Genomic DNA, 14589 nt, shown 5'->3' with positions numbered 1-14589 from the left:
AGCGGCCGAAAACCTTACTCGCCGTAAGGCACCCAAACCGTCTTCACTTCTGTCGCAGCCCGCAAAAACGCGCGGCCCTCGGCGCCGTCCCAATCGGTGGCAAGCCCGTTATTCACCCAAGTTCGCTTCAGGTTCCCAGCCGCCTCGCGCTCTACCATGCCTGACAGATCCGCCGCGCCAAAGCACCACACCGCATCTACATCCAAATGGCTGGCCAATGGCTTGGCCAAATCGCCATGCGCGCCTGTCACAATATTCACCACGCCCGGCGGCAAATCAGACGTATCCAACACTTGGTACAGGTCGGTCGCCGCCAGCGGATAGGCCTGCGACGGGGCCAGAACGCATGTATTTCCCATCGCAATCGCAGGGGCCATTAGGCTGACCAACCCCAACAAAGGCGCCTCATCGGGGCAAATCACCCCGATCACGCCGCAAGGCTCATTTATCGCCATGGCAACCCCGCGCATCGGAACCGATTTCACAGCACCGTCAAACTTATCCGCCCAAGCGGCATAGGTGAACAGCCGCGCGATGCTGGCTTCAACCTCGGCAGTCCCCGACTTACCTGTCATATCTTTCAGCCGCGCGGCAAACTCTTCTGCCCGTGCCGACAGGTTCTCGGCGATGTAATACAAAATCTGCGCGCGCAGGTGGGCGCTGGCCTTGCCCCAGCCTTTTGCCGCATGCGCGGCCTCTACCGCGTTGCGAATATCCTTGCGGTTGCCAAGGCCGACATGCCCCAGCAACTTGCCTTTGGGTGACCAAACCGCCGATGAGTACCCGCCATCGGGGCGCGCCTGTTTGCCCCCGATATAGAGCTTGGCTGTACGGTCCAAGCCGGAAACCTCGGCATTGGTCGGTTCGGCCACAGCCAGAACCGGTTTCAGCGCTTTTGCAGCCCCTTTGGGCCGCAAATAGGCAAGCAACCCTTCCCAGCCGCCCTCGCGGCCAAAGCCGCTTTCGCGCACACCGCCAAAGCCTGCGGCGGCATCAAACATATTGCTGCCATTCACCCAAACCACGCCTGCTTTGACCTTGGGCGCAATATCCAGCGCAAGGTTCACATTCTCGGTCCAGATGCTCGCCGCCAGCCCGTAGCGGCTGTTATTGGCCAGATCCACCGCCTCAACCGGTGTGCGAAAGGTCATCGATACCAGCACAGGCCCAAAGATTTCCTCTTGCATCAACGGGCTGGCAGACCCGAGGCCGGTGATCAGTGTCGGCGGGTAATAGCAGCCCGCTGGGCAGACAATCTGATATTTCTCGCCCTCACTTGCATCGACCATCGCGGTGATTTGGGCCAGTTGTACGGGGTCTACAATCGCGCCCACGTCGATGCATTTGTCCATCGGGTCGCCAATGCGAAGGCCGTCCATGCGCGCGCGCAGCTTGGTGTAAAAGCGTTCCGCCACGCCCTCTTGCACCAAAAGGCGTGATCCGGCGCAGCACACCTGCCCGCCGTTAAACCAAATCGCATCGACCAATCCTTCGACGGCTGAATCCAGGTCGGCATCGTCAAATACGATATAGGGCGATTTACCGCCCAGCTCTAACGTCAGCGCCTTGCCGGTGCCCGCCGTCGCTGCGCGAATTTTGCGGCCAACATCGGTGCTGCCGGTAAAGGCGATTTTGTTGACATCGGGGTGACCGACCAGCGCCGCACCCGTTGCCCCATCGCCCGTAACAACGTTCAAAACGCCCGGTGGCAGCCCCGCCTCACGGCTGATCTGCGCAAATAAAAGGGCGGTCAGCGGCGTATATTCGGCGGGCTTCAACACCACGGTATTGCCAGCGGCCAGCGCGGGCGCCACCTTCCATGCCAACATGAGCAGCGGGAAGTTCCACGGGATAACCGCACCGCACACGCCCAAGGGCTCCATATCCGGCTGTTCAGATGCCAAAAGCTGCGCCAAGCCGGCATGGTAGTAAAAATGCCGCGCGACCAGTGGAATGTCGATATCGCGGGACTCGCGGATCGGTTTGCCGTTGTCCAGCGTCTCGACCACCGCCAAAAGGCGGCTGTGTTTCTGCACCAAGCGTGCCAAGGCATAGAGATATTGCGCGCGCTTATGTCCCGGCAATTTTGCCCATTTCGGCTGCGCCTTGCGGGCGGCGGCGACGGCTGTGTCTATCTCGGCAGCCGTGCCTTGGGTCACCTGCGCCAAGGCCTTGCCCGTCGCGGGGTTATTGGTGGAAAACCCTTCGCCAGCGGGGCTGGATTGCCCGTTAATCCAATGGCCAAAGGGCGCGTGCTGCGCGACCCACGCCAATGCCTCGACAGCGGATTCGGGGGCGGGGCCATAGGCCATGGAGTCAAAAATATCTTTTACGGTCATGGTGTTATCCCATCGCATGGCGGTTGGCGGCGGAATAGGCGCCGGTGACGTGGTGTTCCAACTGGCGCTCTATGTCGCCCAGCAGCGACGACGCGCCAAAACGGAACAGATCGGGCTGCACCCAAGGGAGGCCCAGCTCATCGCGCATCAGGGCAAGGTAAACCAGCGCGTCCTTGGCCTTGGAAATGCCGCCAGCGGGTTTATAGCCGACCTTGATGCCGGTCCGTTCCTGATAATCGCGGATCGCGCGGATCATGGTCAGGGTGACGGGCAGGGTGGCGTTCACCGGCTCTTTACCGGTTGAGGTTTTGATGAAATCAGCACCGGCCATCATGCAAATCAGGCTGGCACGGGCGACGTTGCGCAGGGTGCCCAGCTCTCCAGTTGCCAAAATCGCCTTTACATGCGCGTCACCACAAGCGGCCCGCATTGCGCGCATCTCGTCATAAAGCGCTTGCCAGTTTTGCGTCAGCACATGGCGGCGGGAAATAACGATGTCGATTTCGCGGGCACCGGCGGCAACACTCTCGCCAATCTCGGCCAATCGCAGATGCAAAGGCGACAGGCCCGCCGGAAAGCCGGTAGAAACCGCCGCCACAGGTATCCCCGAGCCTTCAAGCGCACGCACGGCCGTTTCGACCATATCGTGATAAACGCAAACGGCGCCCGTGGTCAGCCCTTCCATCCCCAAGGCGGCCAGCAGATCGGGCCGCACGGGTTGGCGGGCCTTGGCGCACAGGCGCAGCACGCGCCCCGCCGTATCATCGCCCGAAAGGGTGGTCAGATCGATGCAGGAAATCGCCTTGCACAACCACGCCGCCTGATACTCTTTTTTCACGCTCCGCCGACCTGGTATGGTGGCTGCGCGGCGTTCAATGGCGGAGGTGTTGGCCTGCACCGAGGCCACCCAATCCAGATCAAGGGGCATGCCGGGGTTGCGGGCATGGGTTAGCTGCGGCAGGTTTTTGTCGGCTTTGGCCTGCATGGCGCTTGGCGTGTTCTGGCTGTCGGGCTGCAAGGGAACCTCCGCTAATTGGCTTGCGCAAGGGTGGCATGCCGTCTGTTGGCTGGCAAGAGTGCCGCACCGTCAGACGGGCCAAAGTTTTACCATTAGGTCAGATTTAGTGATCGAGGGGCTTTGCGTCCGCCTTCGGTGCAACGCGTGTCATAACGGGGTGCATTTCCTCGGCTTCATCCTCAAACGTGGCCCAATCGCGCGGGGTGCCGGTATCAGGCATGTCATCCTTGTTCGCAAAGCGGTGCATATGCGCCTTGGCAATAAAGTTGGCAGTGATCGGCGCGGTCAGCAGCAAAAACATCGTGATCAAAAACTCATGCCAGCTTAACTGCCCTTTGATGATCCAGAAATAGAGCATCGAGGCAATCAGCACGCCCCCTACGCCCAAGGTGCTGGCCTTGGTTGGTGCATGCAGGCGCGTCATGGTATCGGGCAGTTTGATCAGGCCAAAGCTGCCGATAAGGCCAAAAATACCGGCTGAAACCAGCAAGGCCGAGATGATGATTTCTACGATCAGTTCCATATCCGGCCCCTTATTCGATGATGTCGCCGCGCAAGATAAACTTGCAATAGGCGACGGTAGAGACAAAGCCCGTCATGGCAAACAGCAGCCCTGCCTCAAAATACACGCTGGAATGGGTGGTGATGCCGTACAGCACCAGCAGTGCGATGATGTTGATAACCATCGTATCCAGCGCCAGCACACGGTCAACCACACCGGGCGCCACGAAAATGCGGTAGAGGTTGAACAAAAGCCCAAGGCCAAAGCAGGCAAAGGCGAACAGCAGGGCATAGTGGATCATTCGAAAATCCTCATCAAACGGGCTTCATAGCGGGTTTTGATATCATCGCGCACTTCATCCGGGTTAGGCGCGTGCAGGCAGTGTACCAACAACGCGCGCCCATCGCCCGACATATCGGCCGTGACGGTTCCGGGGGTCATTGTGATGGTGCCTGCCAAAACGGTAATCGCCTCGGGCGAGTGCAGATCAAGCGGCACAGTGACCCAAGCCGGTTGCAACTGGCTGTTGGGTTTTAACAGCACGATACCGGCCACGATAAAGTTGGATTTCACAATGTCATACATCACGATCAGCACATACCCGATGATCGCAATAGGGTTGCGCAAAATCGGGCGGTCGGGCCAATAGGGCGCGGTGATGATCGGGATGATGATGCCAAGGATTAGGGCAAACACCAGCGATCCCAGCGTCAACTGGTTGACCAAGAACATCCATGTGATTACCAGCAGTAAGGTCAAATAAGGGTGAGGGAAAAGCTTGCGCAGCATCGACCTACTCCTTTACCGGGTTCAAAACGGCGTTGATATAGGCCGTTTTGTCAAACAATTCGGTGCTTGTATCGCCCAGCCAATCGGTGACTGGCCCTGCCATAACCGTCAGCGCAACCAATGCCGCCAGCAGCGACATGACCACGGCAAAGGCCAGCGGCTCGGGTTTGCCTTCGGGCTTTGGCAGGGTGGTTGTCGTGGCATAAGCCTTCCAGAACACCTGCGAGCCTGCACGCGAAAAGCCGATGATGGTGACTAGTGACGTCACAAGGATCGCCGTCCAGATCACCGCCATATTCGCGCCGCGCGTGGCATCCATCACCAACAGCTTGCCCAAGAACCCCGATAGCGGCGGCATGCCGGCCATCGCAATGGCCCCGCCGAAAAACAGCGCCGTCATCAGCCCATGTTGCCCTGTAGGCGGCAAAGCCACACGCAGGCTGTCATTGCCGCGCCTGTCTTGGACCAGATCCACCACCAAAAATAGCGCCGCCGTGGCGAGGGTCGAGTGGATGAGGTAATAGAGGCCCGCTGTCATCGCCTGCGGCGTGAACTGTGACACCGCGATAAACAGCGTGCCCATCGACCCGATGGCGGCAAAGGCCACCAGCCGCGCCATGCCCGTGGCCCCGATCACCCCAATCGCCCCGACGATCAGCGTGATGATCGCGGCAGGCAGTAGAATGTCGGCAAACAATGTGCCGGTGGCCGCAGTTTCTGGCGGAAAGATCAGCGTAAACACGCGGATCACCGCATAGGCGCCAACCTTGGTCATAACCGCAAACAGCGCGGCCACAGGGCCGGGTGCGAAGCTATAGGTGGCGGGTAACCAAAATTGCAGCGGCACCAGCGCACCTTTGACAGCAAAGACCAGCAGCAACAGCACCGCGCCTACGCGCAGTAAGGCGGCATCGCCCGCAGGCAGCTCGGCCACCTTGACCGCCAGATCGGCCATGTTCAGCGTGCCAGTCACCGAATAAATCGTCGCCAGTGCAAACAAAAACAGCGTCGATCCAACAAGGTTATAGGCCACATATTGCACGCCCGCCTTTAGCCGGTTCGCGCCGCCACCGTGGATCATCAACCCGTAGCTTGCGATCAGCAGCACCTCAAAAAACACGAACAAGTTAAACGCATCGCCGGTTAGAAACGCACCACAGAGCCCCATTAACTGAAACTGAAACAATGCGTGAAAATGGTTGCCGCGGGCATCCCAGCTGGTGCCAATGGCATAAAGCTGCACCAACAGCGCCAAAACCGCCGTCAGCGCGATCATCATGGCCGACAAACGGTCCAACACCAAAACGATGCCAAAGGGCGCGGGCCAGTTGCCAAGGTAGTACACTTCGGGCGGGTTATGTGCGGCGGTATACAACAAAACCAGCGAAATCGCGGCCAGAACCGCTGTGCCAACCGTCGAAAACACCCTTTGCAATGACAGATCATGCCGCATCACCAGCACGATAAACGGCGCCAGCATTGCAGGCAAAATGACGGGGGCGATGATCCAATGGTTCATTTCGTGCCCTCCTTCAGGTCGATGGTGGGCGGTTCTACAGGCGGTTCGCGCTCTTCCATGCCGATATAGTCATCTCCGGTTTCCAAAAACGCGCCCAACGCCATCATCACGATCAGCGCCGTCATGCCAAAGCTGATCACAATCGCCGTCAAAACAAGTGCTTGGGTTAGCGGGTCGGTATAGCCTTCGGGGTGTTTGGTTATGATCGCGGGCAGGCCAATCGCCAATCGCCCCGAGGCAAAGATAAACACGTTCACCGCATAAGACAGCATGGCCAGCCCTACGATCACCGGGAAGGTGCGTTTGCGCAAGATAAGGTAAACCCCGCATGCAGTCATCAGGCCAACAGCCGAGGCGACAAGAAGTTCCATATCAGCGCGCCCCCTCGGTTTGCTCTTCATCCGGTTGAATATCAAACGGTTCGATATTGACCGTTTCACCCGCACGAATGGCGATCCGGCTGATTGAGGCCAAGGCCAGCATCACCGCGCCAACAACCGTCAGGAACACGCCCAGATCGAAAATCGCCGCCGTGGCCAGCTCAAACTTTTCAATAAACGGCAGTTTGAAATAGCCGAAATTGGTGGTCATAAACGGCCGCGCCGCGAACCAAGAGCCGATGCCACACAGGCCCGCAATCGTCACGCCCCAACCGATTAGCGCGTGATAATCAATCCGCTGCCGTGCCGCCGCCCAGCCAAAGCCCGAGGCCATATATTGCATAATCGTGGCAATCGCGACAACAAGCCCCGCGATAAAGCCGCCGCCGGGTTCATTATGGCCCCGCAAAAAGATGTAGACGCCAACCATCAGCGCGATCGGCAAGATCATCCGCGTGGCCACAACCAGCATCAACGGGTGGCGATCACCCGCACGTTTCTGATCTGGCACCCATGCCAGCAACCGGTCATTCGCAGCCCCACCACGCAACAGGCCCTCGACCAGCGCGTAAATCACCAAACCGGCAATGCCCAAAACGGTAATCTCGCCAAAGGTATCATAGCCACGGAAATCAACGAGGATCACGTTGACCACGTTCGTTCCGCCGCCAAGGGTTTTGGAATTGGCGAGATGATAATCGGCAATCGTCGGAAAGGCGAAATCGCGCATCATCAACGCATAGATCAGCGCGCCAATCCCAAGCCCTGCCGCCGCTGCGATAAACCCGTCACGCCCACGCCGGCCTGCAGTGCTCTCAACAGGGCTTTCCTTTGGCAAAAAGTTCAAGGCCAGCAACAGCAGCATCACAGTCGCCACCTCAACGCTGATCTGGGTCAACGCAAGGTCTGGCGCGGAAAGGTACACGAAACCCACCGATACCATCAACCCGATCACACCAACCAACACTAAGGCCAGTAGCCGGTTGCGGTGATAGGTGAACAGCGCCCCCGTCGCCCCCATCAGCAGCAGCCAGCCAACGGCGGGTACCGGCTCAATCACTGTCAGGGCACGGGTTCCGGCTGCATGAGTACCGGTTTGATACGCGTAATAACCAGCTGCCAAAATCGCCAGCGTGGCCACAGCCAAATAGCGCGCCAAGGACCCGTCATGCAGACGATCCGTCACGGCGCGCGCAGCCTTGGCAAAAGGCTCCATCACGCCGTCGAAAATCGCCTTTGCCTCGGGGCGCGGGGTTGCAAGCCAGATTGCATCCAGCGGGCGATGCAGCCCTAACAGAATAAAGCCCGCCCCGACCGCGATCATCGACATCCACAGCGCCGGCACAAAACCATGCCAATGGCTGATATAAACCTCGGCCTCGCCGCCAATCACAGCGCTGGCGGTGGTGCGCACCAGATCGCCCACCATTGTCATCGGCATCACGCCAATCGCCACAACCAACACCGCCAAAAAGGCAGGTGCCGCCCACATGCCAAAGCCGGGGTCATGCGGCTTGCTGGGGTAATCGTCGCGCACGGGGCCAAAGAACGTATGCGCGATCAGCCGGAACGAATACGCAACCGAGAACATCGCGCCAATCGTTGCCAACACTGGCATAATCCAGTGGTTGCCAGCCCAAACGGTATGGACCGTTTCCTCCAGCATCAATTCCTTGGATAGGAACCCGTTTAGCGGCGGAATCCCCGCCATCGATAGCGCCGAAATACACACGATGGTAAAGGTGATCGGCATCAAATGCCGTAACCCGCCCAGCCGCTTGATGTCGCGGGTATGCGCCTCATGGTCCACAATCCCCGCGCTCATAAACAAAGCGGCCTTGAATGTGGCGTGGTTAATGATGTGAAACACCGCGACCACAGCCGCCTCGGTGGTGCCAAAACCCAAAAGCATGGTGATCAGGCCCAAATGCGACACGGTCGAAAACGCCAGCAGCGCCTTTAGGTCATCTTTGAAAAAAGCAATCTTGGCGGCCATGATCATGGTAATCAGGCCGGTCGTTGCCACAATATAAAACCACTCGGGTGTGCCTGCCAAAACCGGCCACATCCGCGCCATCAGGAACAGACCGGCCTTAACCATGGTGGCCGAATGCAGATAGGCCGAAACCGGCGTGGGTGCTGCCATCGCATGCGGCAACCAAAAGTGAAACGGGAACTGCGCCGATTTGGTAAACGCCCCAATCAAAATCAGTACCAACGCAGGCAAATACCACTCCGACCCTTGGATCAGGTCTTTGTTCTGCAAAATCACCGTTAGATCGTACGACCCAACGATATTGCCCAAAATCAACATCCCCGCGATCATCGCCAAACCACCGGCACCCGTCACGGTCAACGCCATGCGCGCGCCTTGGCGGCCTTCGGGCAGATGCTTCCAAAACCCGATCAAAAGGAAAGAGCTAAGGCTCGTCAATTCCCAGAAAATCAACAAAAGCAGGATGTTGTCAGATAAAACAATCCCAACCATCGCGCCTTGGAACAGCAGCAAATAAGTGTAAAATTGCCCCATTGGGTCTTTGGTCGACAGGTAAAACCGCGCATATAAAATAATCAGCAGGCCAATCCCAAGGATCAGCACGGTAAACAATAACCCCAACCCGTCCAAAAAGAAGTTGGCGTTCAGCCCCAGCGCAGGCAACCACTCAATGCGTGCCGTAATCACCTCGCCGCGCATCACTGCGGGCGCATGTAGCAATACCCCCAGCAAGGCAAGCGCGGTCACCAAACCGGTAACAGTAGCGCAGGCATTTCGCCCCGCGCGGATCAAAAGGCCAGGGAGCAGCGCGCCAAGAAACGGCAGTGCGGCGATCAGGGCAAGGGACATTCTATTTGTTCCGTTCGTTGCTCGGGTCGTCAGAGGGTTGAAAACGGCCAGAAAACGTTAAGTCAGCCGTTACTATTTAACTGTGCGACAGGCGGCGCGCTGTCAAGGTAAACCAGATATTTACTACGATTAACACTTATTCCGCAGTGCCAAACGCGCCGCTTTCTGTTCGGTCCAAATATCCTCAGGGGGGAATTCGCCGTCAGGCGAAGGGGGGCGCGAGCGCCCCCGCTACCCTACCCGTTTTCGCGCAGCACTTGCCCCGCCAAATACAGCGACCCGCAAATCAACACCCGCGCCGAGGGCTCATTTTTTGCTATAGCCCGCAAGGCCTGAATCACCGATGCCGCCTCAACCGCCTGCATCCCTTCGCGCACCGCCGCTGCACAGGTGGCCTCGGCTGGTAAAGTCGCAGCCTCACCCGGAATAGACACCGCCGAAAGGCTGGCCGCATGCACCGCCAAAGGCCGCAAGTAGCCGCCGATATCCTTGGTGTTCAGCATGCCGCAAATCAAATGCGTCGGGCGTTTGGGCATCGCGGCCAGCGTCGCGGCGACCGCTTCACCGCCTGCAGGGTTATGGCCGCCGTCCAGCCACAGCTCCACGTCCGGCGCGGCGTCAACCAGTGGGCCTGTGCGTAACCGTTGCATGCGGGCAGGCCATTCGGCACGGGTCACCGCCGCCTCTGCGTCGCCTTGCCCTAACAGTCGCAGCGCCATCAACGCGGCCCCGGCGTTTTGAATTTGGTGTGGGCCTGGCAGGTTGGGCATAGGCAAATCCAGCAGCCCGTTTTCATCCTGAAACACCATCCGTCCACGATCGGCAAAGCAATGCCAGTGCTGGCCAAACACATGCAGCGGCGCGCCCAGCTTAGCAGCGCGGGCCTCAATCACCTCAAAGCCTTCGGGTGCTTGCGGGCCAACGATACACGGCACGCCGCGTTTGATGATCCCGGCCTTTTCGCCAGCAATCAGTGCCAGCGTATCGCCCAGATACTGCTGATGATCCACGGAAACAGGGGTAATGATCGTCAGCGCGGGCTTATCCACCACATTCGTCGCATCCAACCGGCCGCCAAGCCCGACCTCTAGCAAGGTATAATCGGCAGGTACACGGCTAAACGCCAGCATCGCCGCACAGGTCGTCGCCTCAAAAAACGTAATTGCATCGGGGCCGTTTGCGGTGATGCACTCATCCAGCAAGGCCGACAACGCCTGCTCATCAATCAGCTGACCTGCCAGCCGGATGCGTTCATGGAACCGTGCCAGATGCGGGCTGGTATAGGCATGAACCCGCAGGCCCGCCGCTTCCATCCCTGCGCGGATCATCGCTTGGGTGCTGCCTTTGCCGTTCGTGCCAGCGATATGAACAACCGGCGGCAAAGCACGTTCTGGGTGCCCAAGTGCGGCCAGCAGCCGGACCACACGGTCCAGCGTCAGGTCAATAATCTTCGGATGAAGCGTCATCATCCGTTCTAACAGCGCGTCAGAACTGATGCGGCTCACTTTACGGGGGCTTTCTGCTCCACCGCAACCGGCTTGGTGGCGGCTACAGGCTCGGGCGCGGGCAAATCACCGTGAACGGCGGGCGATTGCTTGGTCAACATCCGCAGCACTGTTACCAGCTCTTCGCGCATATCCTTGCGGTGGGTCACGCGGTCCAACATCCCGTGGTCCAGCAAATACTCGGCGCGCTGAAACCCTTCGGGCAGCTTTTCGCGGATGGTTTGTTCAATCACCCGTGGTCCGGCAAAACAGATCAGCGCGTTGGGTTCGGCAATTTGCACATCGCCCAGCATGGCATAAGATGCAGTAACCCCGCCCGTGGTCGGATGCGTCAACACGACGATATAGGGCAGTTTTGCCTCACGCAGCATTTCCACGGCGACGGTCGTGCGCGGCATCTGCATCAGGCTAAGGATACCTTCCTGCATCCGTGCCCCACCCGCAGCCGAGAACAGCACCATAGGCCGGTTCAGTTTTACCGCGCGTTCAGCAGCCGCTAAAATGGCGTTGCCAACATACATGCCCATCGACCCCCCCATAAAGGAAAAGTCCTGACCCACGGCCACAATCGGCGTGCGGGAAATCTCGCCCTCGACCACCAACATCGCGTCTTTTTCGCCCGTTGCCTTTTGCGAGGCTTTCATACGCTCGGGGTATTTCTTTTGGTCCCTAAATTGCAGCGGGTCGGCGACCGGCTCGGGCACTTTTACCTCGACAAAAATTCCGCCATCAAACAGCGCAGTAAAGCGTTCGCGCGGGGTGATCGCCATGTGATGATCGCAGCTCGTGCAGACATTCAGATTGTCACGCAATTCGCGGTGAAACAGCATGGTGCCGCATTCGGCGCATTTCGTCCAAAGGTTTTCGGGCACCTCGCGCCGCGAAAACAAAGAGTTAATGGTTGGACGGACGTAGTTGGTGATCCAGTTCATCTGTGCTTGGCCCTTTGGTCGCTCTGCTTGCATCCCAAATAAGCCTACAGGCGGGGAAATGCAAATGGGATGGTGGGTTGAAAGATATGAGGCGCAGTTGCAAGCTGCACGCAACAACCGCAAAGGGGCGCAGTGTGACAGGGCAAAACTTGGGTGTGGGCCAAAACCCGAATGAGCGCCGCGCTATTGTCTGTGCGGTCACCGCCGATCATGCCTTTGCATTGGCCGCTTTGATTGCAGGGTTTCGGCGGCATAATCCCGACTATACAGGCGCGTTTGTGGTGTTACATGATGGGCTGACCATGAAGGACCAAGGCCAGTTGCGCGTGCTTTGGCCCAATATTCAGTTTCGACCCTTTGGCCGCGATGTTCTGGCCCAACGGTTTGGTGCCAATGTGGATTTAAGCACGATTTTGCAACAGGTCAGCCCGATGATCTTTGCCAAATTCGAACTACCCGAGTTACTGGCGGATTGTGACAAATGCCTCTGGCTTGATGTTGATATGCTGGTCCAAGGCAATCTGGCCGAGGTTTGGAATTTCGATGTGTTGGCATGGCGGCCCTTGCCGCAAGGGGCCTTTGCGCGGCGGGCCGAGGTGATGGAAAGCTTTGCCGATATGCGCGGCGATGGCCGTTTGCCTCTGCTGAACGGCGGCGTTTTGGGCATGGGGCGGGGGGTGAAGATTTCGACCGTTGATCTTTACGCCATGGCCGCACGGTTGATCATGCAAACCAGCACAACCTCGGTGGATGAGCTGGCGGTGTATTTTCTGGCGGCATCGCGTGGGGTGCCTGTGCATCTTCTGGATCAGCGGTTCAACCATCCGGTTGTCGCCGCGGGCGCGCGCGCTGCGCTGGTGGTCCATGCCATTGGGCCCGACAAGTTCTGGAATGCGGCGCCTTTGCAGCTTGCCTATCCCGAATGGGCGCAGAATCTGCAACAGTGGCAGGGCGCGGGCTATGCTGGGCCACAACGGCTTGCCGACGTGCAGGCCGCGACCCCTGACATGGCGCTAAAGGCGGCGCGGAACAGGGCCTATTGGCAGCAACTCTACACCGATATTCGGCCCGATTTGCCGCTGTGCTTGCAGGTTGACCTGCAAAGCGATGGTAAAACCTTGCGGTTTTCCCATGCCTCGACAGCACAGCTTCACCTGACCCGCCAAACAAACGCACGGCGGATCGGGGTTGAGCTGCATTTCGCAGAGGGTGAAAGCCTTGGCGCAGCCCTTGCGGCGCGGCTTGAAGGTGCCGTCATCCCAGACCTGCTGAATGACGAAACCTTAAAGTTGGCGCAAACCAAACACGGCTGGTCCTATACCGCCGTGGTGCCGGTAGGCCAATGTGCGCAGGTTATGGGCGCGTTGGCGCAGGCCCTAGATCACGCCACATCCCGCGCCAAAAGCTGACCGCCGGGGCCGGGTTTTACCTCAAACCGGCTGATCTTGCGGACAAGGTCCGACAGCTTGGCGCTGCCATAGGTGCGCACGTCAAAATCTGGCGCGCCTTGGGTGATGTATTGGCCGATTTGCCCCAATGAGTACCACTCTCCCTCGGGGTCAATCGCGCGCATTGCGGCGATGATCAGCGGAATTGCCTTGGTCGGGGCCTCTTTTGCGCCACGAGCGGGCACGGGCTCTGTGGCCTCGGTTGGCAATTCGGGCATCATCCCGCGGTCGGGTTTGGGCGGGGCAGGGCGCTCTTCGATCGGTTCATCGCTGCCAAGGTTTTCGACGTAAATGAACCGCTTGCAGGCCATCCGAAACGCCTCGGGCGTCTTCTTTTCGCCGATGCCGTACACATCCAGCCCTTGTTCGCGAATACGCGCAGCAAGGCGGGTGAAATCGCTGTCAGAACTGACCAAAACGAATCCGTCAAACAGGCCCGAATGCAGGAAATCAATCGCCGCAATCACCAACCCGATATCAGACGCGTTCTTGCCGCGTGTGTTTGAAAACTGCTGATCGGCCACCAGCCCCAAGGCCGCCACCTTACGCGCCCAGCCGCCAAGGCGTTGCGCTGACCAGTCGCCATAGATGCGCCGCACCGAGGCCTCACCCAAACCGGCAATCTCTTCAAAGATCGCCTCGGCATAGGATGCAGGCACGTTGTCGGCATCAATCAGTACGGCAAGCCGTGGGGCGCGGGAGTTTGGCATAGTGTTTCCTTTCGCAGTTCGGTCGATGTTAGCAAAAGGTTGGGCGCAGCGACAGAGAGCATTCGCAGGGGCGCAGTATCACTGCAGTATTCGCACGAAAACGGCCCGCCTTGCAGGGTGCAGGGCGGGCCAGTCAATGCAGGGCCACTTACTTTTTGGCGCGGAAATCCGAGTGGCAGGCTTTGCAGGCGCCACCAATGGCCCCCATACCGGCCTGAATGCCCTCAACCGAGGCGACATCAATCGCGCCGGCTGCGGTTTCTAGGCCTTTGGCATCCTCAATAAACCCTTCGGTGTTCATCCAGATGTCTGGGCGGGCCTCGGAAACAGGGTCATCGGCTTCAACCTCAAACTTGGCAGGAATATCAGCGGCAGCGGCAACGAGCGCGGCCTTGGCGGCCTCGGCAGCGCTGGCGTCAAACGCGGCTTTTCCGCCTGCCATATCGCCCAAAATTTTGGTGTTCATGCCGATGGTATCCATCAGCTCCATACGGGCCTTGACAGTCGGGTCCTGCACGCCGTCTTTGGCAATGGCGATATTGGCGGCGACACCGGCGGTCAAGGTCAGGCTAACAATCAAGGCTTTGGCAACGAATCGCATA

Annotated in this window: 13 protein-coding genes; 1 reads left to right on the top strand and 12 read right to left on the bottom strand. The window is 58.8% G+C overall.

The window, feature by feature from the left end; genetic code table 11:
- Positions 1-14: 14 nt before the first annotated feature.
- The 10 genes from ACEN2J_RS00765 to accD all read right to left on the bottom strand — a co-directional run bounded on the left by ACEN2J_RS00765 (position 15) and on the right by accD (position 11829).
- The gene (locus tag ACEN2J_RS00765; protein ID WP_442102453.1) at positions 15-2339 is read right to left on the bottom strand and encodes an aldehyde dehydrogenase family protein; all 2325 of its coding nucleotides are present in this window, start codon (positions 2337-2339) and stop codon (positions 15-17) included.
- Between the two features lie 4 nt (positions 2340-2343).
- On the bottom strand, positions 2344-3324 hold the full coding sequence (deoC, locus tag ACEN2J_RS00760; protein ID WP_442102691.1) for a deoxyribose-phosphate aldolase: 981 nt from the start codon (positions 3322-3324) through the stop codon (positions 2344-2346).
- Between the two features lie 136 nt (positions 3325-3460).
- A complete protein-coding gene (locus ACEN2J_RS00755; protein WP_442102452.1) occupies positions 3461-3880 on the bottom strand; it encodes a Na+/H+ antiporter subunit G in 420 nt (139 codons plus the stop codon).
- A 10-nt stretch (positions 3881-3890) separates the two neighbouring features.
- On the bottom strand, positions 3891-4160 hold the full coding sequence (locus ACEN2J_RS00750) for a K+/H+ antiporter subunit F (RefSeq protein ID WP_442102451.1): 270 nt from the start codon (positions 4158-4160) through the stop codon (positions 3891-3893).
- Entirely contained in the window at positions 4157-4648 is a 492-nt protein-coding gene (locus ACEN2J_RS00745) for a Na+/H+ antiporter subunit E (protein ID WP_442102449.1), read from the bottom strand. Before ACEN2J_RS00745 ends, ACEN2J_RS00750 begins: the two co-directional genes overlap by 4 nt.
- 4 nt (positions 4649-4652) lie before the next feature.
- Positions 4653-6167 carry a monovalent cation/H+ antiporter subunit D gene (locus ACEN2J_RS00740; RefSeq protein WP_442102448.1) on the bottom strand — a complete coding sequence of 505 codons (1515 nt, stop codon included), beginning with the start codon at positions 6165-6167 and terminating at the stop codon, positions 4653-4655.
- On the bottom strand, positions 6164-6538 hold the full coding sequence (locus tag ACEN2J_RS00735) for a Na+/H+ antiporter subunit C (protein ID WP_442102446.1): 375 nt from the start codon (positions 6536-6538) through the stop codon (positions 6164-6166). Before ACEN2J_RS00735 ends, ACEN2J_RS00740 begins: the two co-directional genes overlap by 4 nt.
- A 1-nt stretch (position 6539) precedes the next feature.
- Complete coding sequence (locus ACEN2J_RS00730) at positions 6540-9392, bottom strand: monovalent cation/H+ antiporter subunit A (RefSeq protein WP_442102444.1); 2853 nt, start codon at positions 9390-9392, stop codon at positions 6540-6542.
- A gap of 236 nt (positions 9393-9628) precedes the next feature.
- A complete protein-coding gene (locus ACEN2J_RS00725) occupies positions 9629-10861 on the bottom strand; it encodes a bifunctional folylpolyglutamate synthase/dihydrofolate synthase (RefSeq protein ID WP_442102689.1) in 1233 nt (410 codons plus the stop codon).
- Positions 10862-10893: 32 nt separating this feature from the next.
- Positions 10894-11829, bottom strand: coding sequence for an acetyl-CoA carboxylase, carboxyltransferase subunit beta (accD, locus tag ACEN2J_RS00720; protein WP_442102443.1), 936 nt, complete (start codon positions 11827-11829; stop codon positions 10894-10896).
- Between the two features lie 134 nt (positions 11830-11963).
- On the opposite strand from accD, the gene ACEN2J_RS00715 reads away from it, so the two are divergent.
- Complete coding sequence (locus ACEN2J_RS00715; protein ID WP_442102442.1) at positions 11964-13238, top strand: glycosyltransferase; 1275 nt, start codon at positions 11964-11966, stop codon at positions 13236-13238.
- On the opposite strand, the gene ACEN2J_RS00710 is transcribed toward ACEN2J_RS00715, so the two are convergent.
- On the bottom strand, positions 13211-13987 hold the full coding sequence (locus ACEN2J_RS00710; protein ID WP_442102441.1) for an NYN domain-containing protein: 777 nt from the start codon (positions 13985-13987) through the stop codon (positions 13211-13213). The genes ACEN2J_RS00715 and ACEN2J_RS00710 overlap by 28 nt on opposite strands.
- Before the next feature lie 148 nt (positions 13988-14135).
- Positions 14136-14588 carry a c-type cytochrome gene (locus ACEN2J_RS00705; RefSeq protein ID WP_442102440.1) on the bottom strand — a complete coding sequence of 151 codons (453 nt, stop codon included), beginning with the start codon at positions 14586-14588 and terminating at the stop codon, positions 14136-14138.
- Position 14589: the final 1 nt, after the last annotated feature.

Source organism: Pseudorhodobacter sp. W20_MBD10_FR17 (genome assembly GCF_052119765.1).
Lineage (GTDB): Bacteria > Pseudomonadota > Alphaproteobacteria > Rhodobacterales > Rhodobacteraceae > Pseudorhodobacter.
This window is presented reverse-complemented; position numbering and strand designations above follow the sequence as displayed.